This is a genomic window from Rhodococcus sp. NPDC059179 (assembly GCF_042754885.1).
Lineage (GTDB): Bacteria > Actinomycetota > Actinomycetes > Mycobacteriales > Mycobacteriaceae > Rhodococcus_G.
This window is the reverse complement of record NZ_JBHZBV010000004.1, coordinates 74842-96471: the sequence shown is the minus strand read 5'-3', so window position 1 is coordinate 96471 and position 21630 is coordinate 74842. Positions and strand designations below refer to the sequence as shown.

At 68.9% G+C, this 21630-nt stretch carries 21 protein-coding genes and 1 riboswitch; of the genes, 12 read left to right on the top strand and 9 right to left on the bottom strand.

Going from position 1 to position 21630, the window contains the following annotated elements; genetic code table 11:
* Window positions 1-29: 29 nt before the first annotated feature.
* The 4 genes from ACFXMV_RS10910 to ACFXMV_RS10895 all read right to left on the bottom strand — a co-directional run bounded on the left by ACFXMV_RS10910 (window position 30) and on the right by ACFXMV_RS10895 (window position 4363).
* Window positions 30-1706, bottom strand: a complete 1677-nt coding sequence (locus ACFXMV_RS10910; protein WP_378501678.1) for a cytochrome bc complex cytochrome b subunit — start codon at window positions 1704-1706, stop codon at window positions 30-32.
* The gene (locus tag ACFXMV_RS10905; protein WP_378501677.1) at window positions 1703-2839 is read right to left on the bottom strand and encodes a ubiquinol-cytochrome c reductase iron-sulfur subunit; all 1137 of its coding nucleotides are present in this window, start codon (window positions 2837-2839) and stop codon (window positions 1703-1705) included. The genes ACFXMV_RS10910 and ACFXMV_RS10905 overlap by 4 nt, the downstream gene beginning before the upstream one ends.
* Window positions 2836-3687, bottom strand: coding sequence for a c-type cytochrome (locus tag ACFXMV_RS10900; RefSeq protein ID WP_378501676.1), 852 nt, complete (start codon window positions 3685-3687; stop codon window positions 2836-2838). Before ACFXMV_RS10900 ends, ACFXMV_RS10905 begins: the two co-directional genes overlap by 4 nt.
* Window positions 3688-3751: 64 nt before the next feature.
* Window positions 3752-4363 (bottom strand): heme-copper oxidase subunit III, encoded by a 612-nt coding sequence (locus tag ACFXMV_RS10895; RefSeq protein ID WP_378502993.1) that lies wholly within the window; start codon window positions 4361-4363, stop codon window positions 3752-3754.
* A 126-nt stretch (window positions 4364-4489) separates the two neighbouring features.
* On the opposite strand from ACFXMV_RS10895, the gene ACFXMV_RS10890 reads away from it, so the two are divergent.
* Window positions 4490-4975 (top strand): hypothetical protein, encoded by a 486-nt coding sequence (locus ACFXMV_RS10890; RefSeq protein ID WP_378502013.1) that lies wholly within the window; start codon window positions 4490-4492, stop codon window positions 4973-4975.
* 45 nt (window positions 4976-5020) lie between these two features.
* A complete protein-coding gene (gene trpD / locus ACFXMV_RS10885; RefSeq protein ID WP_378502012.1) occupies window positions 5021-6055 on the top strand; it encodes an anthranilate phosphoribosyltransferase in 1035 nt (344 codons plus the stop codon).
* Between the two features lie 17 nt (window positions 6056-6072).
* Here the strand turns inward: trpD and ACFXMV_RS10880 are convergent, their stop codons facing one another.
* The 3 genes from ACFXMV_RS10880 to ACFXMV_RS10870 form a co-directional block, all read right to left on the bottom strand.
* On the bottom strand, window positions 6073-6348 hold the full coding sequence (locus ACFXMV_RS10880; protein WP_378502011.1) for an Lrp/AsnC family transcriptional regulator: 276 nt from the start codon (window positions 6346-6348) through the stop codon (window positions 6073-6075).
* Between the two features lie 87 nt (window positions 6349-6435).
* Entirely contained in the window at window positions 6436-8160 is a 1725-nt protein-coding gene (locus ACFXMV_RS10875) for a DEDD exonuclease domain-containing protein (RefSeq protein ID WP_378502992.1), read from the bottom strand.
* A 23-nt stretch (window positions 8161-8183) separates the two neighbouring features.
* Window positions 8184-8753 (bottom strand): hypothetical protein, encoded by a 570-nt coding sequence (locus tag ACFXMV_RS10870; protein ID WP_378502991.1) that lies wholly within the window; start codon window positions 8751-8753, stop codon window positions 8184-8186.
* Window positions 8754-9387: 634 nt separating this feature from the next.
* Window positions 9388-9552: riboswitch (cyclic di-AMP (ydaO/yuaA leader) on the top strand.
* Between the two features lie 15 nt (window positions 9553-9567).
* Here ACFXMV_RS10870 and ACFXMV_RS10865 point away from each other — a divergent pair.
* The 4 genes from ACFXMV_RS10865 to ACFXMV_RS10850 all read left to right on the top strand — a co-directional run bounded on the left by ACFXMV_RS10865 (window position 9568) and on the right by ACFXMV_RS10850 (window position 13940).
* Window positions 9568-10134 carry an NlpC/P60 family protein gene (locus ACFXMV_RS10865; RefSeq protein WP_378502112.1) on the top strand — a complete coding sequence of 189 codons (567 nt, stop codon included), beginning with the start codon at window positions 9568-9570 and terminating at the stop codon, window positions 10132-10134.
* A gap of 202 nt (window positions 10135-10336) precedes the next feature.
* On the top strand, window positions 10337-11389 hold the full coding sequence (locus tag ACFXMV_RS10860; protein ID WP_378501732.1) for an NlpC/P60 family protein: 1053 nt from the start codon (window positions 10337-10339) through the stop codon (window positions 11387-11389).
* A gap of 77 nt (window positions 11390-11466) precedes the next feature.
* Complete coding sequence (locus ACFXMV_RS10855) at window positions 11467-12753, top strand: hypothetical protein (protein ID WP_378501733.1); 1287 nt, start codon at window positions 11467-11469, stop codon at window positions 12751-12753.
* Between the two features lie 59 nt (window positions 12754-12812).
* A complete protein-coding gene (locus ACFXMV_RS10850) occupies window positions 12813-13940 on the top strand; it encodes a glycosyltransferase family 4 protein (protein ID WP_378501731.1) in 1128 nt (375 codons plus the stop codon).
* Between the two features lie 68 nt (window positions 13941-14008).
* On the opposite strand, the gene ACFXMV_RS10845 is transcribed toward ACFXMV_RS10850, so the two are convergent.
* Complete coding sequence (locus ACFXMV_RS10845; protein WP_378502990.1) at window positions 14009-15808, bottom strand: AMP-dependent synthetase/ligase; 1800 nt, start codon at window positions 15806-15808, stop codon at window positions 14009-14011.
* A 115-nt stretch (window positions 15809-15923) separates the two neighbouring features.
* Between ACFXMV_RS10845 and ACFXMV_RS10840 the strand changes: the two genes are divergently transcribed.
* The 6 genes from ACFXMV_RS10840 to ACFXMV_RS10815 all read left to right on the top strand — a co-directional run bounded on the left by ACFXMV_RS10840 (window position 15924) and on the right by ACFXMV_RS10815 (window position 20283).
* Entirely contained in the window at window positions 15924-16328 is a 405-nt protein-coding gene (locus ACFXMV_RS10840) for a polyketide cyclase / dehydrase and lipid transport (protein WP_378500571.1), read from the top strand.
* 43 nt (window positions 16329-16371) lie between these two features.
* A complete protein-coding gene (locus tag ACFXMV_RS10835; protein ID WP_378500572.1) occupies window positions 16372-16809 on the top strand; it encodes an SRPBCC family protein in 438 nt (145 codons plus the stop codon).
* On the top strand, window positions 16785-18059 hold the full coding sequence (locus tag ACFXMV_RS10830) for an ArsA family ATPase (protein ID WP_378503037.1): 1275 nt from the start codon (window positions 16785-16787) through the stop codon (window positions 18057-18059). Before ACFXMV_RS10835 ends, ACFXMV_RS10830 begins: the two co-directional genes overlap by 25 nt.
* Window positions 18056-18454, top strand: a complete 399-nt coding sequence (locus ACFXMV_RS10825; RefSeq protein WP_378500573.1) for a hypothetical protein — start codon at window positions 18056-18058, stop codon at window positions 18452-18454. Before ACFXMV_RS10830 ends, ACFXMV_RS10825 begins: the two co-directional genes overlap by 4 nt.
* Before the next feature lie 2 nt (window positions 18455-18456).
* On the top strand, window positions 18457-19431 hold the full coding sequence (locus ACFXMV_RS10820; RefSeq protein ID WP_378502989.1) for an ROK family protein: 975 nt from the start codon (window positions 18457-18459) through the stop codon (window positions 19429-19431).
* A gap of 120 nt (window positions 19432-19551) precedes the next feature.
* Complete coding sequence (locus tag ACFXMV_RS10815; protein WP_378503036.1) at window positions 19552-20283, top strand: lysophospholipid acyltransferase family protein; 732 nt, start codon at window positions 19552-19554, stop codon at window positions 20281-20283.
* On the opposite strand, the gene ACFXMV_RS10810 is transcribed toward ACFXMV_RS10815, so the two are convergent.
* Window positions 20280-21560: a glycosyltransferase 87 family protein gene (locus tag ACFXMV_RS10810; protein WP_378502988.1), complete on the bottom strand. Its 1281-nt coding sequence runs from the start codon at window positions 21558-21560 to the stop codon at window positions 20280-20282. The genes ACFXMV_RS10815 and ACFXMV_RS10810 overlap by 4 nt on opposite strands.
* Window positions 21561-21630 lie beyond the last annotated feature (70 nt).

Here is a 21630-nt window from a genome sequence, read left to right as displayed (position 1 = left end):
TCGGGGCCTTCGTCAGGTTCTGACGGGGGTCAGTGCCCGCCGTCCGTGGACGGCTTCTGGCCGTCGGCGTACGCGCCGTGACCGTGGGCCTTGTCCTGGTAATCCTTGAGGATCGCCAGCTGGTCGTGCTCGTTCTTGTGCTCGGCCGCGAGCAGCGCCGCGGCCTCGTCGGCCGGATCCGCGACAAGCAGAGATCCGGAGCCGGGCTTGCCTGCCGAACCGAGCTTGTTCATCTTCTTCGGGATCGCGGCACCCTGGTACTCCAGCGGGATCGGGTGGCCGTGGTCGTCCACGGGTCCGAGCGGCTGGTGGACCTCGACGTACTCGCCGTGCGGGAGACGCTTGATCACGCCGGTCTCGATGCCGTGCTCGAGCACCTGGCGGTCGCTGCGCTGGAGGCCCAGGCAGAACCGGTAGGTGAGGAAGTACGCCAGCGGCGGCAGCACGATGATGCCGATGCGGCCCATCCACGTCGTCGCATTGATGGAGATGTCGAACTTGTACGCGATGACGTCGTTGATACACATGATCGTCAGGATGGCGTAGAACGTCAGGGCCATCGCGCCGAGCGAGGTGCGCACCGGGACGTCACGCGGACGCTGCAGCAGGTTGTGGTGAGCGTCGTCCTTGGTGAACTTCTTCTCGATCCACGGGTAGGCGATCAGGACGGTGAACACCAGGCCCATGATGATCGCCACGGCGAACACCGCGGGGATCGTGTAGGTGCCGAACAGGTAGATCTCCCACGCAGGCCACAGGCGGGCCATGCCGTCGGTCCACATCATGTAGATGTCGGGCTGGACGCCGGCGGACACCTGCGAGGCGTTGTACGGGCCGAGGTTCCAGATCGGGTTGATCTGCAGCAGGCCACCCATCAGCGCGAGGATGCCGAAGGTGAAGGCGAAGAACGCGCCACCCTTCATCGCGAAGACGGGAAGGATGCGGACGCCGACGACGTTCTGCTCCGTGCGGCCGGGGCCGGGGAACTGGGTGTGCTTCTGGTACCAGACCAGCGCCAGGTGCGCACCGATCAGGGCCAGGATGATGCCGGGAAGCAGCAGCACGTGCGCGACGTACAGGCGCGGGATGATCAGCTGGCCGGGGAAATCGCCATCGAAGACCAGCCACTGCATCCAGGTACCGATCACCGGGATGCTCAGCGTGATGCCGGACAGCGCGGCGCGGAGGCCGGTGCCGGACAGCAGGTCGTCGGGGAGGGAGTAGCCGAAGAAGCCCTCGAACATCGCCAGGATCAGCAGCAGGCAGCCGATGACCCAGTTCGCCTCACGCGGGCGACGGAACGCGCCGGTGAAGAAGATGCGAAGCAGGTGCACGATGATCGACGCGGCGAACATCAGTGCTGCCCAGTGGTGGATCTGTCGGACGAACAGGCCGCCGCGAACCTCGAACGAGATGTTCAGCGTGGTGGCGTACGCCCGCGACATCTCGACGCCGCGCAGCGGCTGGTAGGCGCCGTTGTAGACGACCTCCGCCATCGACGGGTCGAAGAACAGCGTCAGGTACACACCAGAGATGAGCAGGATGACGAAGCTGTAGAGCGCGATCTCGCCGAGCATGAAGGACCAATGCGTCGGGAAGACCTTGTTGATCTGCCGGCGCATACCCGCGGCGAGGTGGTACCGAGAGTCCATGCTTTCGGCCGCCTTGGCGGCGTGAGCGGAGACCTTGGACTGGTTGTCTGTCATGAAGGACGCTCCCAAAATCCCGGGCCGAGAGCTTCGACGAAGTCGCCGTTGGCGACCAGGAAACCCTCTTCGTTCACTGTAATCGGCAGCTGCGGCAGAGCGCGAGCAGCGGGACCGAAGATCGGCTTACCGAACTGCAGAGCATCGAACTGCGACTGGTGGCACGGGCACAGGATCCGGTTGGTCTGCTGCTCGAAGAGCGACGTCGGGCAGCCGAGGTGGGTGCACAGCTTCGAGTACGCCCAGTAGTCGCCGAAGTTGAAGCTCTCCTGGCCCCTGCGGCGGACCGCGCGGGCGGTGTCCTCGGTGCGCAGACGGATGAGCATGACCGGGTTGTCGGCGCGCTTGAGGGCGTGCGCCAGGGCACGCTCGTCGCCACGCTCGGACTCGCGGAACGGGAAGACCGTCTCCATGGCACCCGCATCGAGATCCTCCGGGCGAACCAGGACGATGTCGTCGGTGCGACCGGTGTAGCGACGCAGGTAGATGGTCTCGCCGGGGAACGTCGGGGTCCAGCCCGAGGTCCACAGGTCGGACTTGTCGCCCTTGGCCCACGGGTTCTTGATCAAGCCGCCGAGCGGCATGATCGCCATGACGCCGAGAGCGGCCGCACCGAAGCCGAGGCTGCGGGTGATCAGCTTGCGGCGACCGATCGTCGAGGTGTCGAGCGTGTCGCTCAGCTCCGCGACGACGGTCTTGCGGTCCTGGTCCAGCGAGCCGCCGTCGTGGCGGTCCTGGATGGAGACCTCTTCGGGGATGAACTTCTTCGTGAACTGCACAGCGCCGATACCGACGCCGAGGATCGCGAGACCCATGGTCAGGCCGATCAGCGGCGTGTACAGGTTGTACGCGTCGTAGCCGTCCTCGCCGATGCCCTTGTACTGCCAGGGCCAGAAGAGGTAGATGCCGATGAACGCGAGGGCAGAGATGCCGGCGATGGTGAACCAGATGGCCACGCTCCGCTCGGCACGCTTCTCCGCCTTGGTGCCCTCGACGGGCCACCGCTCGCGGCGGAATGCGATGTCGACGCCGTCGAGGTTCGTACCGAGTTCGACGAGGTCGTCGCGACTCATCGCGGCGAGCTCTTCCTCGGTGTGCTTCTTAGGCGTGTCGCCGTGACCGGCGTCGCTCATGACTTTGCTCCGATCCAGAGTGCTGCGCCAACAACCGCAACGATTCCGATGACCCACATGGCCAGGCCCTCGGGGCCGGTGCCGAGCCCGCCGAGGCCGTAGCCGCCGGGGTTCTTGGACTCGGTCGCGGACTTGATGTAGGCGATGATGTCCTTCTTCTCGTCCGGGCTCAGCTGCCGGTCGGAGAACTTGGGCATGTTCTGCGGACCGGTGGCCATCGCCTGCCAGATCTGCTGCTCGCTCGCCGGCTCCAGCGCGGGAGCGAACTTGCCGGAGGACAGGGCGCCGCCCTTGCCGGTGAAGTTGTGGCAGGACGCGCAGTTCAGGCGGAACAGCTCGCTGCCGCGGGCCACGTCGTTGCCGCGCAGCGACGACTGGGCGATCTCGCCGTTCTCGTCGCGGATCACGGTCGGGCCGCCGCCGTTCGCCTGGATGTAGGCGCCGAGTGCGTCGGTCTGCTTGGTGTCGAACTTCGGTGGCTTCCGGACGGCCTGCGCCTCGTTGCGCACAGCGGGCATGCGGCCGGAGGACACCTGGAAGTAGACGGCCGCCTCGCCGACACCGATGAGGCTCGGGCCGCGGTCCTGGACGCCCTGCAGGTTCGCACCGTGGCAGGTGATGCAGGAAGTGTCGTAGAGCTGCTTACCCTCGCGGATCAGCGCTGCCGAATCGTCCGACGCGGTGGCCACCTGCGGAGTCGGTGTCAGCGCGGCGGCGAGGAAACCGGCTCCGACAAGGCCCATCATCAGGACCATGGCGCCGGTGACGCGCCGCCGGAACTTTCGCTGCCGACGGGCTTTCGTGGCAGACGCGCTACCGGCGGCTGCTGAAGGGGGGGATGAACTCATCTGTATCCCTTTGGTCTCGCGGGACGGACTGAACGGGCTTGGGCTGTGAACTGCGTTCAGCTTCTTAACGGATGAAATAGATGGTGGCGAACAGGCCGATCCACACGATGTCGACGAAGTGCCAGTAGTACGAGACAACGATCGCAGCCGTTGCCTGTGCCGGGGTGAACTTGCTGACCTTGGTGCGCGCGATCAGGAAGACGAAGGCGACCAGTCCGCCGATCACGTGCAGGCCGTGGAAGCCGGTCGTGATGTAGAAGACGGAGCCGTACGCGCTGCTCGAGAGCGTGGTGCCCTCGTGGACCAGGTGGTAGTACTCGTACGCCTGGCCGAGCACGAAGAAGGTGCCCATGATGAGGGTGATCGTGTACCAGCGGCGCAGCCCGAAGACGTCACCACGCTCAGCGGCGAAGACGCCCATCTGGCAGGTGAAGGAGGAAGCCACCAGCACTGCGGTCACGGGTACCGCGAGGCCGAGGTTCAGCTCGGTGGGCTCCGGCGGCCAGTGTCCGTCCGCCTGCGCGCGCGCGACAAAGTACATCGCGAACAGGCCGGCGAAGAACATCAGCTCGCTGGACAGCCAGACAATGGTGCCGACGCTGACCATGTTCGGCCGGTTCAGCGAGTGCACGCGCTGGGTGATTGCGGATCCTTGGGTCCCTACTGCGCTCGTCACAGACAGAAGTATGACGCTTCGTCGTAAGCGAGTACTACTCGGGTCCGTTCTTGGCGCGTCGCGGCCTGTGACCAGTATGGCGTGGTCTCCGATTGTGCAGGTCGTCGGGCATGCAAGGGTGGTGCCATGGAACGAGTGCGTTGGTGGCGCAAGCGGTTCGGGCGGCGTCGGACGGCTCCGCTCGACGCGGCGCGGACCGATCTGGTGGTGATCGCGTCGAGCTTCGACGACGTCGAGGCGTGCAGTTCGGCGCTGGAGCGGGCCGCGGCGGCGGAACCGGGCTGGATCGCCGATGCGGAGGCGGTCCTGCGGCATCATCTGCGGCTGCCTGCGGACCAGGTGGACGGGGCGGTCGAGCTCGCAGGCCAGGACGGCTACGCGGTGGCGCCACCGGATGCGCCCGCGTGTGTAGATGTCGCGGATGCGACTTCGGTGGAGCCGGGGTCCGGGGAACAGGTGGCGTTGGTCCTGCAGCGGGTGCAGGTTCTCGACGCGCTGCACTGCTCGCAGGAGCGCTCGAGGATGGCGGGACTGGCGCAGCGCGCGGGAGGCCGCGTCCTCGGATGGGATGCGCTGCAGCCGCCGCGGAATCCGGTTGCCCGCACTGACTAGGCTGCATCTTCGATTGTGTTGGCGGCGACGGAAGAGGCGGTTGCGATGGGGAGTTGGCCAGAGGTGCTCGGTGCGCTGACGGACGGACGCGATCTCGATCCCGGGACCGCGTCGTGGGCGATGGACGAGATCATGTCGGACAACGCCACCTCCGCGCAGATCGCGGCGTTCGGTGTCGCACTGAAGATGAAGGGCCCGACCCCGGCCGAGGTGACCGGCATCGCCGACGCGATGCTCGCGCACGCGCGCACGATCGACGTCGACGGCGACGCGGTGGATGTCGTCGGCACGGGCGGTGACCGTCAGCAGACCGTCAACATCTCCACCATGGCCTCGGTCGTGGTGGCCGCCGCCGGTGTCCGGGTGGTCAAGCACGGGAACCGCGCCGCGTCCTCGAAGAGCGGCGGCGCCGACGTGCTCGAGGCGCTCGGGGTGCGGATCAACCTGAGCCCGGACGCGGTCGCGCGGTGCGTGCGCGAGGTCGGGATCGGGTTCTGCTTCGCCCCGACGTTCCATCCCGCGTTCCGCTACACCGCGGGTCCGCGTAAGGAGATCGGGATCCCGACGGTGTTCAACGTGCTGGGCCCGCTGACCAACCCGGCGCGGCCACGAGCCGGTCTGATCGGCTGCGCCTTCGCGGACCTGCAGCCCGTGGTCGCGGGGGTGCTGGCGCGCCGGGGCAGCAGCGCCCTGGTGGTGCGCGGCGACGACGGACTCGACGAGATCACCACCTCGACGACGAGCACCGCGTACGTGGTGACCGGCGGACAGGTGCGCGAGGACAGCATCGACCCGACCGCGCTCGGGATCGCGCGGGTGCCGCTGGCCGCGCTGCGCGGCGGGGACGCCGAGGCGAACGCCGTGATCGCGCGGGCGGTGCTCGGCGGCGAACGGGGCGCGGTGCACGACGCCGTGGTGCTGAACGCGGCCGGGGCGATCGCCGCCTACACCGGACTCTCCGGCCCGCTCGACACCGCGCTGCGCGCGGGCATGGAGCGGGCCGTGCGCGCCATCGACAGTGGCGAGGCGGCGGCGCTGCTCGACCGCTGGGTCGCGGTCTCCACCGAACTGGCGGACTGAGGTCTTCCCCCTCCGGGTTACTCGCCGATGGAGAAGGCTGCCTCGACGTCCGCGCTGGCGTAGGACCGGAACGCGATGTGGGTCGTCGTCTGCACCACACCGTCCACCTTGTTGATCGCGCCGGTGACCACTTCGGCGATCTGCGCGTGGTCGCGCACCTTGACGATGGCGATCAGGTCGACGTCGCCCGCGCACGAATAGACCTCGGAGACCCCGGGAATGTCGGCCACCGCCTGCGCGGTCTCCGGGATCCGGTTCGCTTCGGCGTGAATGAGGACGATGGCGTTGATCATCTCGCTCCTTGGTCTGCGGTGGCGTCCTATCTATAGGAGAGGCCTCCGACTCTTTTCTCTGTTCCTGTCACCCTAGGCGGTGCCCGATCAGACGGCGGCCCGCGCGAGCGCGCACCATTCCAGCCAGCCGCCCCCGCCGCGCGCGGGGTCGGCGTACCCGTGGCTCGCGCGGACGATCCGGACGCCGGGGGACTCGAGCCAGGTCGCGATCAGCCCGGCCTCGCCCGCGGTGGCGCCCCGCAGCGGTGACGGCTCTTCGAGCACGGTCTCGGCGGCCAGGGTCAGCGCCTCGACCACCGGCATCGGGGGGACCCCGCGCTCCGCCACCCCGGCGGACGCGAGCCTGCCTGCCCGGATCACCGCCAGCTCCCATCCGCCGGACCCGGACGGTCGCGCGGCGACGAGCTCGTCGATGGCGGCCAGGCAGGCGAGGCGCTGAGCGCGACGCAGCGCGAGCGCGAGGCCCGCGGTGCGGTCGCGCAGCCGCGCGGCGCTCTCGAACAGTTCGGCCGCGGCGAGCTCCTCGATGCGGGCACGCAAGCGGTGAAGCGGTTCGTCGTCGGTGCCCCGGATGAGCGCGTGCGCGGCGTCGGGTGCGTGGCGGTACTCGGCCGCGCTCTGCGGTGTGCCGCCGGCGGGACAGCCGCCGACCGCAGTATCCGGGCAGTCGGGTCCGTGCGGTTGATCGTCACGAATTCTCTTGGTGCAGGTCCGGATTCGGCAGATCTCGGCGATCGTCGCGGCCACGTCCGCTGCGTCTGTCCGCGAACCGAACGGGCCGAGGGCGTCGGCGGTGGCCGTGCGTGAGAGGGACAGCCGGGGGAACGGCTCGTCGGTCGGGGTGATCCACCATGCCCGGCGGGGGAACTTCGAGCGCCGGTTGTACGGAGGGGCGTGGGCGCCGAGCAGGCGGAGTTCGCGGACCGAGGCCTCGAGCGCGTGCGCGCACTCGACGTGGTCGACCCGGATGGCCAGCGCCACCATCTCCTTCATCCTGGCGCGTGTCTCGGATCCGGTGAAGTAGCTGCGCACCCGGCGCTGCAGGTTGACCGCGGTGCCCACATACAGCACCTCGTCCGAGGGTCCGCGGAACAGGTACACGCCAGGGGTGCGGGGGAGATGGGCGGCGAGCCCACGCTTGCCGCGCTGGGCCGCGGAGACGTTGGGCAGGTAGTCGACCAGCTCCGCAAAGCTGTGCACGCCCAGGTTTCCGACCCGCTCGATGAGCCCGTGCAGCACATCGACTGTCGCCCGGGCGTCGTCGAGGGCCCGGTGGGTCGGCCTGGTGCCGACGTCGAACAGTGTGGCGAGGGCTGAGAGCTTGACCGATGGCGCCTCGTCCCTGCTGAGCACCCGGCGGGCCAACTTGACGGTGCACAACACCTGAAACGGCGGCCAGGGCAGCTCACAGCGGGCCGTGGCGGCCTTGAGGAATCCGATGTCGAACGGTGCATTGTGGGCGACCAGGACGGCGCCCCGCGCGAACTCCAGGAAGCTCGGGAGCACCCTCTCGATCCGCGGCGCCCCGATCAGCATGGCGGAGGTGATCCCGGTGAGCTCGACGATGTACGGGGGCATCGAACGTCCCGGATCGACCAGCGTGGACAGTTCACCGATCACCTGACCACCGCGGATCTTGACCGCGCCGATCTCGGTGATCGCATCCTCGCCTGGCGCACTGCCCGTGGTCTCCAGGTCGACCACGACGAAGGTGGTGTCCCGCAACGGGGTGTCGAGTTCATCGAAGCTCAGCTGGGCGTGGGGCGGACTCGGCGGGCTCACACGGCTGAGGCTAGGGGCGGACACCGACATATTCGGGGCCGTGACGATGCGGCCTAGCAGACCAGATCGAGGGGGCCGCTCTGCGTGAACGACACGTGCACGTGGTCGTAGTGGTTGGCGGTCGGGCTGCCCCGGTCCTCCATGTACGACCAGCCGCTGCCGGCGTTGTACTGCTGTTGCCAGATCACGTAGCTGATACCGAACTTGCTCTGGTTGTTCAGCGCAAAGTCGGCCAGTTCGGTTCCGAGTCCGACATCGTCGACCATGAAGTCGAGTGCCAAGCCGCTTGTGTGGTCGTCATTGCCGCCCCGACCGGACGCGCCGCCGACGTCGCTGATGCCGAACAAGCCCTTCATCAAGTGTCCGGCCTGCGCGACGTGCGGCTGCGCACCCTTCAGCACCGTCGAGCACAGCTCACGGGCCAACTCCTCGATCGGAGGCGGCGATGGGGGAGGCGGGGGTAGGGGTGCTGGCGGCGGCGGGACAACCGAGGTGGTCGTCGGCGCGGTGGTGGTCGACGAAGCCTCGGAAGTCAACGACGAGGACGCGGCGGAACTCTCCGGCTGCAGCTGCTCCTCCGGCTCCCCAAGCACAACCCAGACTCCGCCGATGACAGCGAGCACGGCCGCCAAAGTGGCCGTGGCCTGGAGTTTCCAGGGCGCGGACTTCCTGCGATGTTGACCAGGCACTGCTCGATCACCCTCTGCTCGTGAGTAAGGATCACCGATACATTACGAAAAGGTCGCGAAAATGTCACGACGGGACGTTGCGATACGCCGCACGAGCGCGAGGGGCCCGGTTTGCCCGCTGCGGGACTCCCGGCCAAGGGCTGCCGAAACGCCTGGAAGCCACCGCGCGGAGACGAGGATCACAGTGGTTGTCGAAAGCAACGACTTCGAGGTTTGGAATGCCGCGTGCCGCGGCTGTGTGTGAGGGCGTTGTTCGGGCCGCGGGGTGCCCGGCACGGAGCGGCGGCGGCGGTGTCGACGACATCGGCCGCCGTTGGTATTGAGCAGGACGAACGGGTTGCGATGGAGGTGCCCGCCATCGTCGAGGCTTCGGTTGGTGTGGGCCGCGGAGGCAATGCAGACCGGTCGGTCGTTATCTGCTCGTGATCCGGGAGCGGCCTAGCGGCGTCTCGTGGGCGAAATGTCCGAATTCGCGCCCTGGTCGGGCGTGTTGGGTCGACATGCGCTGGACGCTTTCGTAATCTTCCTGAGACCTAGCGGAGTCTTGCCACACCATCCGGTGCGGCATCGCCAGGTACCGCCTAATCGATCACTCGAGAGAGCGATCGTGCCGGGAACCCAAGTTTTTCTGGGGTGAATCCCGTCGGAGCGCGACACGCGTGCCGCCGGGTAGGGCTGATCTTCCCAGCCCGAACCCGTCAGCTAACTCGGTCGGCGGATGAACGGAAGAAACGGAGTAACCCTTCTCGTGGCTTCATCCAATACTCAGCGTTCGGTGCGTCGAATCGCGGTCGCCAGCGCGCTGACCCTCGGCGCCCTCGCCGTTTCCGCCGGTCCCGCGCTCGCAGAGCCCGTCACCATCTCCGGCATCGGAACCTTCGACATCCCGGGTGTGCCTGCCCAGACCATCGAGCTGCCCGGCCTCCCGGTCGTGCCAGGCGCCCCCGCCGCCCCGGCCCCCGCGCCGCTGGTCTCCGCAGGCGACAAGGCCGTCGAGGCCGCCGCGAGCAAGATCGGGTCGCCCTACGTGTACGGCGCTGCCGGCCCGAGCTCCTTCGACTGCTCCGGCCTCGTGCAGTGGGCGTTCAAGCAGGCGGGCATCAACCTGCCGCGCACCAGCTACGACCAGGCTGCCGCCGGCACCCCGGTCTCCACCTCCGCGCTCAAGCCGGGCGACGTGGTCTCCTTCTACGGCGGCTCGCACTCGGGCATCTACGCGGGCAACGGCGAGGTCATCCACGCCGCGACCTCGGGCACCCCGGTCAAGCGGGCGCCCATCTCCTCCATGCCGATGGACGGCGCGCGCCGCTACTGAGCGCAGCGCAACGAGCTCCTCGTGGTGGGCCCGAATCCGCTCTTGCGGATTCGGGCCCACCACGTTTCGTTTGGGCGGAAATGTGCCTGCCTACGGGTGGACACCGCCGTATGCCATTCCGTAACCTGTCTGAGACCTTCCGAAATCTTGATCCGGCCCCATGAGTTCGCCGGGTAGTGGAAGAAATGGAGTACCAGCTTTCGTGGCGTCACAGAGACTGAAGCGATCCACCGGCGCAGTGCTGGCAACGGGCCTGCTGGCCCTCGCCGCCGTCGCGGTCCCCGCGGGCACCGCGAGCGCGGACCCCGCGCTGGACAATCCGACAGCCGCGCTCGAGAAGCTCTCCGAACTCTCCCGCACGTCCGAGCAGACCAGCGAGGCGTTGCACAACGCGCAGATCGACCTCGAGTCCAAGACCGCGGTCCAGCGCGACGCCGAGGCCAGGCACGCGGCCGACCAGAACCTGCTGGCCGAGGCGAGGGCCAGGATCGCGCAGTTCCAGCCGGCGATCGACAAGTTGACGACGGCCAGCTACCAGGGCGCCCGCGTCAATCGACTGTTCGCCGTGATGGTCTCCGATTCCCCGCAGCAACTCCTGGACCAGATGTCCGCGCTCAGCGTGATCTCCGCCGACACCGCGGCCCAGGTGGGCCAGTTCAAGCAGGCCACCGATCAGGCCGCAGTGGCGGCCGAGGCCTCGCGTCAGTCCGCCGACGGCGCGCGCACCGCCACCGAGCAGGCCAAGTCGATCAGCGACGACCTGCAGAACAAGCAGAGCGACCTGCAGGCGCAGATCGCGCAGGTCACCCAGGCGTTCGGGGCCCTCAGCAGCTCGGAGCGGGCCACGCTCGCCGGCACCCCGTTCCCCCCCGGATTCGATCCGCAGACAATCCTCAAGGGACTCGTCCCCGGGTCGAACTCGGGTGCGCTGCAGGCAGGCATGACGAAGGTCGGCAAGCCGTATGTCTGGGGTGCCACCGGTCCGGACGGGTTCGACTGCTCTGGCCTGATGGTGTGGGCCTACAAGCAGGTCGGCAAGACGTTGCCGCGGTCGAGCCAGGCACAGGCCGCGGGCGGCATGCCGGTCTCGCGCGCCGACCTCCAGCCCGGCGACCTGGTGCTGTTCTACCCCGACATCTCGCACGTCGGCATGTACGCAGGAAACGGCAACATCCTGCACGCGTCCACCTTCGGTGTTCCGGTCAAGGTCGCACCGATGGACGCGTACCCGTTCTACGGCGCCAGACGGTACTGAACGCCGTACCGGACGTCCCGCCGCGGCAGCCACGGCGTCGGATCCGGAAATGGGAGGCGGCTGCGCTGGCGGGGTTGCTGCTCACCGTCGTTGCAGTCGGGGTGCTGACGGCCCGCTCGCAGCCGGCGGAGCCGGAGTCGCGGGGATCGGATGCCCCTGCCACCGTCAATCCGTATGAGCAGGCGCGCCGCGCGGGCGTCCAGGACCTGCTGAACCGCTGGGCGGGCGCGGTCCGGGACGGCGACACCGCCGCGCTCACCTCGCTGTTCGACCGGGCAGCGGTGCCCGAGTTCCTCGACGCCGAGATCCGTCGCACCGACAATCTCGCCGCGGTGCCGTTGGCTGACTGGGGGTATGAGATCGGGACCGATCCCGAGACCCCGGTGCCGACGGACCTGGCCGAGCAGCTCGACGCCACCGACGTGTGGGCGGTGCCGGCGTACCTGCGTTACGCCATCGACGGCGCGGACGTCGGCCCCACCCGCAAGCCGGTTTCCCTGATCGTCGCCAGGCGGGGTGACACGTGGACTCTGGTCTCCGACCGGTCGCTGCCGGAGTACGGACGCCACACCTGGCGGGGCCCTTGGGATTTCGGACCGGTGGTGGTGCGCGAGGTGGCCACCGGTGCGCACACGTCGGTCGTGCTCGGACACGCCGACCAACGGGATCTGATCGATGCGATCGCCGCGGACCTCGACGACGCCGTCGCTTCGGTGACCGAACTGTGGGGGCCCGACTGGTCTCAGCGGGCACTGGTGTTCGTCAGCTCCGATCAGGACGAGTTCGCGGAACAGGTCGGAGCCGACCACAGCGGGTCCGACATCGCGGCGGTCGCCGTGTCCGATGTCGTCGAGCCGGGGGCTGACACCGCGACGGGCCAGCGTGTCGTGTTCAGCCCGGCCGCCGCGGAGCGGCTCACCGAGGACACGCGGCAATCGGTGCTGCGGCACGAGCTCACCCACGTGGCCGCGCGCACCGCGACCACCGACGGATCGCCGATGTGGATGCTGGAGGGCTTCGCCGACTACGCGGGCCACCGGGATTCCGGCATCACCGTCGGCCGGGCCGCACCGATTCTGGCCGCAGCGGTCGGCACGCACGGGCCCCCGGCCCGGCTGCCCGTCGACGCGGACTTCGCTGCGGGAGGGGAGCGGGCACAGGCCGCGTACGAGCTGGCCTGGTCCGTCTCGGCCTTCGTCGCCGACCGGTTCGATGAGCAGACGCTGCGCGAGCTGTACGCGGATCTGGCGACCGGACCGGTCGGGAGCCACGAGCTCGATGCGAAGCTGCACGGGGTCGTCGGGCTCTCCGCGTCGGAGTTCGTGACGGACTGGGGCCATTGGGTGGCCGACGGCCTCGATTGAGGCTCCGCCTACGCGACCCTGCGCAGCGCCCGCCGGTGTCCGGCAATTACGGTGAACACATGCGTCGAACCCTGTTGGTGACGAATGACTTTCCGCCCCGGCCGGGAGGCATCCAGTCCTACCTCCAGTCCTTCGCGAACGCGCTGCCTGCCGACGAGCTGGTGGTGTACGCCCCGCGCTGGCGCGGCGACAGCCACAAGAAGTTCGACGCGCGTCAGTCGTTCGAGGTGGTGCGCCATCCCACGACACTGATGCTGCCCACCCCGCTGGTGGCCCGCCGCGCGGCCAAGCTGGTGCGGTCGCGCGAGTGCGACAGCGTGTGGTTCGGTGCGGCGGCTCCGCTGGCACTGCTGGCGCCCGGGCTGCGTCGGGCGGGCGCCGAGCGGATCGTGGCCAGCACGCACGGCCACGAGGTCGGCTGGTCGATGCTGCCCGGTGCCAGGCAGGCGCTGCGCCGGATCGGGACCACCACGGACACAGTCACCTACGTCAGCAAGTACACACGGGGCCGGTTCGCGTCGGCGTTCGGCGCCGCGGCCGCGCTCGAGCACCTGCCGCCCGGCGTGGACACCGAGGTCTTCCGCCCCGACCCGGCGGCGCGGGCTGAGCTGCGGGCACGGTACGGGCTGGGCGATCGGCCGACGGTGCTGTGCCTGTCGCGACTGGTTCCGCGGAAGGGGCAGGACGTGCTGATCCGTGCGCTGCCCAGGATTCGGGAATCCATCGACGGCGCGGTGCTCGTCATCGTCGGCGGCGGCCCCTATCAGGGTCGGCTCCGTGCGCTGGCCAAGGAAACCGGGATGGAGGACCACGTGGTGTTCACGGGCACGGTGCCCTCCGCCGAGCTGGCGGCGCATCACACCATCGCCGACGTGTTCGCGATGCCGTGCCGGACCAGGGGAGCGGGCCTCGACGTCGAGGGTCTGGGGATCGTGTTCCTCGAGGCATCGGCCGCGGGTGTCCCTGTGATCGCAGGCCGATCGGGCGGCGCGCCGGAAACCGTGCGGGAGAACGAGACCGGACACGTCGTCGACGGGCGGTCGGTTCGTCAGGTGGCCGACTCGGTGGTCTCGGTGCTCGCCGACCGCGACCGCGCGGCCGCGATGGGAGCGGCCGGGCGCGCGTGGGTGTCGGAGCGGTGGCGCTGGGATGCGCTGGCGGCCAAGCTCAGCGGCCTGTTGCACTAGGCGCTACGCACCCGTGCGCGGCTGAGGGGTCTATGGACCCGTCAACCGCGCACGGGCGGCGGAGCCGCCTACTTGCTGTAGATGGCCTCGATGTCGGTCGCGAAGCTCTGGTGGATGATGTTCCGCTTGAGCTTGAGGGTCGGCGTGAGCTCGCCGGTCTCCTCGGTGAAGTCGACCGGCAGGATGCGGTACTTCTTGATCGACTCCGCGTGCGAGACAGTCTTGTTGGCCTCCTCGATCGCCGCATCGACCTCGGCGATCAGATCGGCGTCGGCGATGAGCTCGGCGACCGTGGCCTCGGCGGGCTTGCTGTTGCGCTGCTTCCAGCCCGGCCAAGCATCGGGGTCGACCGTGATGAGGGCGCCGATGAAGGGCTTCTGATCGCCGACCACGAGGGCCTGGCTGATCAGTGGGTGCGCGCGAAGCTGATCCTCGAGCTGCGCGGGGGCGACGTTCTTGCCGCCCGCGGTGACGATGATTTCCTTCTTGCGGCCGGTGATGGTGATGTAGCCCTCGGTGTCGACCGAGCCCAGGTCGCCGGTGTGGAACCAGCCGTCCTCGATCGCCTCGGCGCTGGCCGCCTCGTTTCGCCAGTACCCGCTGAAGACCACCGGTCCGGAGAGCATGATTTCTCCGTCCTCGGCGATTCGAACAGCGTTGCCGGCCAACGGCTTCCCGACGCTGCCGACCTTCTGGTTGCCCGGCGTGTTCACCGCGACGGCCGCGCTCGTCTCGGTGAGGCCGTAGCCCTCGAAGATGGTGACGCCGATGCCGCGGAAGAAGTGGCCGAGCCGGGCACCGAGCGGGGCGCCGCCGGAGATCGCGAGCTGGCACTGGCCGCCGAGTGCGGCGCGCAGCTTGGAGTACACCAGCTTGTCGAACACCGCGTGCTTGACCTTGAGGCCGAATCCGGCACCGCCGGTGTCCTGGGCCTCGCTCCACTCGACCGCGACCTCGGCGGCCTTGTCGAAGATCTTGCCCTTGCCCTCGCCGTGTGCCTTCTGGCGGGCGGTGTTGAAGACCTTCTCGAACACCCGCGGCACCGACAGGATGAAGTCCGGCTTGAACACGCCGAAGGTGGGGACCAGGTTCGGGATGTCGGAGGTGTGACCGACGGTCGCACCCGCGTCGAAGGCTCCGAGGGAGACCGCGCGGGCGAGCACGTGCGCCATCGGCAGGAACATCAGGGTGCGCCTGCCCGGCTGCAGCAGAGTGCCGAATCCGGACGTGGTGATGCCCCGCGACTCCGCGATGAGGTTGGAGTGCGTGAGCTGGCAGCCCTTGGGGCGACCGGTGGTGCCGGAGGTGTAGATCAGGGTGGCGGGGTCGCTCGCCTTGAGCGCGTCGACGCGGGCCAGGACGTCCTCGTCGCTGACGTCGGCGCCGAGGGCGGTGAGCTCCTGGACAGCTCCGTCGGTGCCCTCGATCTGCAGCACCTTGCGCAGCGCGGGGGACTCGGCCGCGACCTGCTCGAGGGCCTTCGCGTGGCCCTCGTTCTCGACGATCAGGCCGACGGCGGCGGAATCCTCGAGGATCCACCGAACCTGCTCGGGGGCGGAGGTCTCATAGATCGGCACGGTGACGCCGCCGGACGCCCAGATCGCGAAGTCGATCAGCGGCCACTCGTACCGGGTCGACGACATCAGGGCGACCCGGTCGCCGGGCTGCACGCCGAGAGCGATCAGGCCCTTGGCGACGCCGGTCACCTGGGCGGCGAACTCGGTCGCGGTCACGTCGGTCCACGCGCCGCCGGTCAGTCGCTTGTAGACGACCAGGCTCGGGGTCTGCGCCGCGTGGCTGAACACCGAGTCGACGGCGGACGCGTCCTCCGGGATGGTGAAAGTTGACGGAACGCTGAATTCACGCACGAAGGCCTCCGGCACTGCAGTGTACTGACGAGTAGGTTTTGCTCCGGTTCCACTTTAACCCCTGTCGATCGGCCCTGGCCCGCACCCGCCGCGCCGAGTGTGTGAAGCTAACCCCGTGAGCAGCATTCAGGTCTCGGACCAGACCTTCATCGCGGCGCCGCCCGAATCGGTTGCGGAGTCGCTCGGCGTGGTGTCGAAGTGGCGGCGCTGGTGGCCGGACCTTCGGATCGCCGTGCGTGAGGACCGAGGCGAGAAGGGGATTCGCTGGACGGTCGCGGGACCGCTGACCGGAACCATGGAGGTCTGGCTGGAGCCGGAGCTCGACGGCACGATCGTGCACTACTTCCTGCATGCCGAGCCGACCGGCGCGGGTCCCGCGGAGCTGGCCAAACTCGATCTCGGCGCCCTCATCCGGGCCCGGCGTGTCGCGGGCAAGGTGATGGCCTTCGAGACCAAGCGTGAGCTCGAGGCCGGCCGGCCCGCGGGCGAGGCCCCGACCCCGAGGCGATCGCCCGCCTGACGGTGTTAGTGGCCGTCCTGGAGTGAAAGGAAGCGTTGGTCGCATGGCCGACAAGACCAAGAGGTCGATCAGCATCGCTGCGCCGTCGAATCGGGTGATGGACGTGATCGCCGATTACGACGCGTATCCCGAGTGGGTGGCGGCGGCGAAGTCCGTCGATGTGCTCGCCCGCTCCGCTGACGGTCGCGCGCGTCGGGTTCGGTTCGTGCTGGACGCCGGGATGGTCAAGGACACCTACGAACTCGACTTCGTCTGGGCGTCGGATGGCAAGTCCGTGCGCTGGTCGCTGGCCTCCGCCGAGATCCAGAAGTCGCAGGACGGCTCGTACACCCTCGAGGACCAGCCGGACGGGACCACGACGGTCACCTACGAGCTGACCGTCGACCTGAACATTCCGATGATCGGGCTGTTCAAGCGCAAGGCAGAGAAGGCGATCACCGACACCGCCCTCAACGAATTGAAGAAGAGGGTCGAAGGCTGACCGGGCGCCGCGCCGACAGGGACACCCAGATCCGGTTCTTCATCGGAAAGGGTGGCGTCGGGAAGACGACACTCGCCGCCGCGACCGCGATCGCGTTGGCGCGCACCGGAGACCGTGTCCTGCTCGTCTCGCTGGACCGGGCGCACTCGTTGACCGATGTGCTCGCGGTGGACGTCGCCGTCCGTCCGGGCGGCGTCTTCTCGGTGGCCGACGGTTTCGACGCGCTCGAACTCGACACCCTCGCGCTGCTCGAGGACCGACTGGTCACGCTGTCGGCGTTGATCCCAGCCGGAGCGGAACACGAGCACGGCTCGCCGCTGTCCCTGCCGGACCCGCAGGAGCTGACGGGACTGCCGGGGGCAGAGGACCTGATCGGTCTGGCGGAGGTCGCCCGGCTCGCCCACGGCGGGGATTGGGACGCCGTGCTCGTGGACTGCCCGCCGACCGGGGATCTGCTACGCCTGCTGACGGTTCCGGACATGGTGTATGACTACCTCGAGCGGATCTGGCCCCGGTACCGCAGGGCCACCGTGCCCGGCGCGCAGCGCTGGCAGGCGATGGCCGCGTTGCTGGTGGACCGGCTCAGCGACTCCACCCTGCCGGTCCGCGCGATGCTCGCGGACGGCGAGAACACCTGTGCGCGAATGGTGCTCACCGCCGATGCGGTGGTCGTGGCCGAGGCGCGGCGAACCGCGGCTGCGATGTCCGTTCTCGGTCTGCGGATCGATGGCGTGATCGTGAACAAGGTACTGCCGCACCATGATTCGGTTCCGACGAACGGTTCGGATCATCCGGTTCTGCGCTGGTATGCGGACCGTGCCGATCGCGAGCGCACGCAACTGGATTCGTTGGCGGTCACGCTCGGCGGACTGCCGGTGCTCACGGCCGACGAGAACGGCCACGAGCCGGTAGGGTTTGATTCTCTCGCTGCGCTCGCCGACGCGCTGTACCCGGCCGGGGTCGATCCGCTGACCGCCGTGGACGGTGATTCGCCGGCGCAGAGGGTGGAACTGGAATCCGGGTCGGGGGTGGAATCGGTGTACGCGCTGCGACTGCGCATGCCGTTGGTCGACCCGTCCACGCTGACCCTTGGCAGGGTCGAGGACGATCTGGTGGTCGGGGCGGCAGGCGTTCGGCGAAGGGTCAAGCTCGCGTCCGTGCTCCGTCGCTGCACCACCGACGGCGCCCAGTTCGAGGGCGGCGATCTGGTGATCCGGTTCCGCCCCGACCCGCAGGTGTGGCCGCAGTGAACGGAGACCACTCGGACCTGGTTGCCGAGCTGCGGGCGCTTACACACGCGGCGTTCGATCGGCTGGAACCGCTGTTGCAGAAGGCATCCGAGGCGGCCGATGCCGCCGCGAACCCCGACGGCGGCGAGCCGGGTCCCTATGGGTGCAGTTGGTGCCCGGTGTGTGCGCTCGCCGCGCTGGCGCGCGGGGAGCAGCACGACCTGATCACGCTGCTTGGGTCACAGGCCGCGGTGCTGCTCGCGCTGCTCCGGCAGATCGTGGACGAGCACGGCGCGCACCCCGACCCCGAGGGTGGCCCCGCTGGGCCGTCCACCGGCGCTGGTCACGGTTCGGACGCGCCGGGGGCTCGCCCGAAGTTCGTCCCGATCTCGGTGAGCGTCGAGCACAATCGGTGACCATGGGCACCCGCATCGGTAGTCGGACCGCACTCACGATCGGTATCGACGTCGGCGGTACCCGCATTCGGGCAGCGGTCGTCGACGGCGACGGTCAGGTTCTGGACTCGACGTTGGCGCCGACTCCGCGCTCCGCGCAGGCCTTGGAGGACGGCCTGGACCGGGCGGTCCGTGAGCTGTGCGGGCGCCACCAGGTCGGCGGGGTCGGCCTCGCGGTGGCCGGATTCATCACGCCGGACCGGACCACGGTGCGCTTCGCGCCGCACCTGCCGTGGGTGGACGCACCGGTCGCGCACGACCTCAGCGACCGTGTCGGCCTGCCGGTGATCCTCGAACACGACGCCAACGCGGCGGCCTGGGCGGAGCACCGGTTCGGTGCCGCCGCAGGCGGCCAGAACGTGTTGATGATGTCGATCGGAACCGGGATCGGTGCGGGGCTGCTGATCGACGGCACCCTCTACCGGGGCAGTCACGGGGTGGCTCCCGAACTCGGTCACGTGCAGGTGATGGCGGGCGGCCGACCCTGTGCCTGCGGAAAGCGCGGCTGTTGGGAGCGGTACTGCAGCGGTACCGCGCTGGTGGACACCGCGATCGAGTTGCTGGCCGCGAACCCGTCCGAGTCGACGATTCTGGCGCGCGAGGTGGCCGCCGACCCCGGCGGGCTGACGGGTCGGCGGGTCGCGGGTGCGGCGCAGGACGGCGACAAGGTCGCGATGGCGACGATGGCCGAGTTCGCGCGCTGGTTGGGCGTCGGGCTCGCCATGGTGAGCGATGTCTACGACCCCGACCTCGTGGTGATCGCGGGCGGAGTCGCCAGCTCGGCTCCGCTGTTCCTCGACCACGCGCGCGAGCACTACGCCACGCTCATCACCGGGTCCGGGCATCGCCCGTTGGCCCGGATCCGGCCGACCCAGCTGGGCGAGGCGGCGGGCATGATCGGCGCCGCCGAACTCGCCAGAACGGTGCTCGATTCCTGACGCAACCCGATGTGACTCGGGTCGCCGCCGCGCCCCTCCGGTGGTCACACTCACCGGCCGTGAGTACAGTCATCACACAAGAAACACAGCGTGAGCACGGATGACTTCGGGAAGGGCGCCATGTGGTACTGGCTGTTCAAATACATTCTTCTCGGACCGATCCTGGCGTTGCTCGGGCGCCCGACTATCGAAGGCGCCGAGCACATTCCGACCAATGGTCCGGCGATTCTCGCCAGTAACCACCAGGCCGTGATGGACTCGTTCTACCTGCCGTTGCGCTCGCCGCGCCGGATCACCTTCCTGGCCAAGAGTGAGTACTTCACCGGGACCGGCCTCAAGGGACGCTTCCAGCGGTGGTTCTTCTCCGCGGTCGGGCAGGTGCCGATCGACCGGACCGGCGCCGACGCCGCCCAGGACGCACTGAACGCAGGCATGCGGGTGCTCGGCGACGGCAAGCTGCTGGGGATCTACCCCGAGGGCACCCGTTCCCCGGACGGCCGGCTGTTCAAGGGCAAGACGGGCATGGCGCGGATGGCGCTGCAGTCGGGCGTGCCGGTCATCCCGGTGGCGATGATCGGCACCGACAAGCTCAACCCGATCGGCTCGCGCTTCCCGCGGCCGACGAAGATCGTGATCAAGGTCGGCGAGCCGATCGACTTCTCGCGCTTCAACGGCATGGGCGGCAACCGCTTCGTCGAGCGCGCCGTCACCGACGAGGTCATGTACAAGCTGATGGAGCTCTCCGGTCAGGAGTACGTCGACATCTACGCAGCCACGCTCAAGGCGCAGCCGGCCGACGCGGCGAAGGCCGCGCCGGTCGCCGAACGGATCCCGGACACCAAGGCCAGCTAGGCCGCGGCTGCTACCCGCGACCGCTCTCCCGTTGCGACCGGTTCCGGACGGCGGGCGACGCCCACCGTCGCGACCAGGATCAGCGTCGCCAGGCCCCACCACACGTACGACGATGCCAGGAACTGGTCCCAGAGCGGCCAGTCGAGCCCACTCGTCCGTCCGGGGGCCAGCCTCCAGTGCGGGGCCACCACGAACAGTGCCGTTCCCGCCGCGGCCCAGGCCGCCCAGCCGAGGCTGCGGCTGGTGTAGGCGAGGTGCGCGAGGACCAGCAGCGTCGGGACCACCCACACCCAGTGATGCGACCAGGACACCGGGGAGACCAGCAGTCCGAACAGGGCGGTGGCGGTGAGCGCGAGGGCGGGCAATCCGGCGGACAGCGCCTTCCGTGCGGCCAGCACGGTGACGACCAGGACCGCGAGGCTCGCCAGCATCCACAGCGGGGTGCGCACCGAGGGGTCTAGGCCGAGGCGGGCCAGCATGCCGGTGATCGACTGGTTCGCCGGGTACGCGGGCCTGCCGATCCGGTTCGAGTCGATGAGGGTGTCGGTCCAGTACTGCTTGGAATCGGTGAACGACACCGCGAAGCCGATGGCAGTGCCAAGGGCGAAGCTCACCGCCGTGACCACCGTGGCCCGGAAGTCCTTGCGCAGCAGGAAGTAGAGCACGAACACCGCGGGGGTGAGCTTGACCGCGGCGACGAGACCGACCAGCGCGCCGCGCGGCCACGGCGTCTTCTTGAGCAGACAGTCGGCGACGACCAGGGCCATCAGCACGATGTTGACCTGGCCGTAGTCGAGGGTGGAGTACACCGGCTCGAGCAACAGCGCCCCCGCGAACGCCGCGCCTGCCGTCCACAGCAGGGTGCTCGCGGGCAGCGCGCCGACGGACATGAGAGTCAGGACCCCCGTGGCGAACAGCAACAGCATCGACAGGGCCGTCAGCGCGGTGCTCGCCTCGCCGAGACTGATCGCGGACATCGGACTGAACACGATCGCCGCGAGCGGGGGATAGGTGAACGGCAGCGACTTGCCGAGTTCGGTCGGCGGCATCTGGCCGTAGAGCGCGACGCCGTTCGCCAGCGCGGTCCCGCCGATCCGGTACACGTCGAGGTCGATCCGGTAATAGCTACCGAGGTGACGCAGTCCGGGGAAACCCACCAGGTTGTAGATCACGCCGATGGCCGCGGCGACCACGATGCCCGCTCGGGCCACCGGGCCAAGGACGAAGCGGCGGATGCCTGTACCGGACCGGTCGGTGGTGGCTGTGTCGGGGCTCACGCTGTCACGGGGAGCGGTTTGATCCTGGCCAGGCACCAATTGTCCTTCGGGTCGGGGGCGGTGGTCATGG

What these genes read in the sequence shown, in the direction of transcription:
- ACFXMV_RS10910 (WP_378501678.1), bottom strand. Translation starts at nt 1,706, where the DNA reads ATGACAGACAACCAGTCCAAGGTCTCCGCTCACGCCGCCAAGGCGGCC.
- ACFXMV_RS10905 (WP_378501677.1), bottom strand. Translation starts at nt 2,839, where the DNA reads ATGAGCGACGCCGGTCACGGCGACACGCCTAAGAAGCACACCGAGGAA.
- ACFXMV_RS10900 (WP_378501676.1), bottom strand. Translation starts at nt 3,687, where the DNA reads ATGAGTTCATCCCCCCCTTCAGCAGCCGCCGGTAGCGCGTCTGCCACG.
- ACFXMV_RS10890 (WP_378502013.1), top strand. Translation starts at nt 4,490, where the DNA reads ATGGAACGAGTGCGTTGGTGGCGCAAGCGGTTCGGGCGGCGTCGGACG.
- trpD (WP_378502012.1), top strand. Translation starts at nt 5,021, where the DNA reads ATGGGGAGTTGGCCAGAGGTGCTCGGTGCGCTGACGGACGGACGCGAT.
- ACFXMV_RS10880 (WP_378502011.1), bottom strand. Translation starts at nt 6,348, where the DNA reads ATGATCAACGCCATCGTCCTCATTCACGCCGAAGCGAACCGGATCCCG.
- ACFXMV_RS10875 (WP_378502992.1), bottom strand. Translation starts at nt 8,160, where the DNA reads ATGTCGGTGTCCGCCCCTAGCCTCAGCCGTGTGAGCCCGCCGAGTCCG.
- ACFXMV_RS10850 (WP_378501731.1), top strand. Translation starts at nt 12,813, where the DNA reads ATGCGTCGAACCCTGTTGGTGACGAATGACTTTCCGCCCCGGCCGGGA.
- ACFXMV_RS10835 (WP_378500572.1), top strand. Translation starts at nt 16,372, where the DNA reads ATGGCCGACAAGACCAAGAGGTCGATCAGCATCGCTGCGCCGTCGAAT.
- ACFXMV_RS10820 (WP_378502989.1), top strand. Translation starts at nt 18,457, where the DNA reads ATGGGCACCCGCATCGGTAGTCGGACCGCACTCACGATCGGTATCGAC.
- ACFXMV_RS10815 (WP_378503036.1), top strand. Translation starts at nt 19,552, where the DNA reads ATGTGGTACTGGCTGTTCAAATACATTCTTCTCGGACCGATCCTGGCG.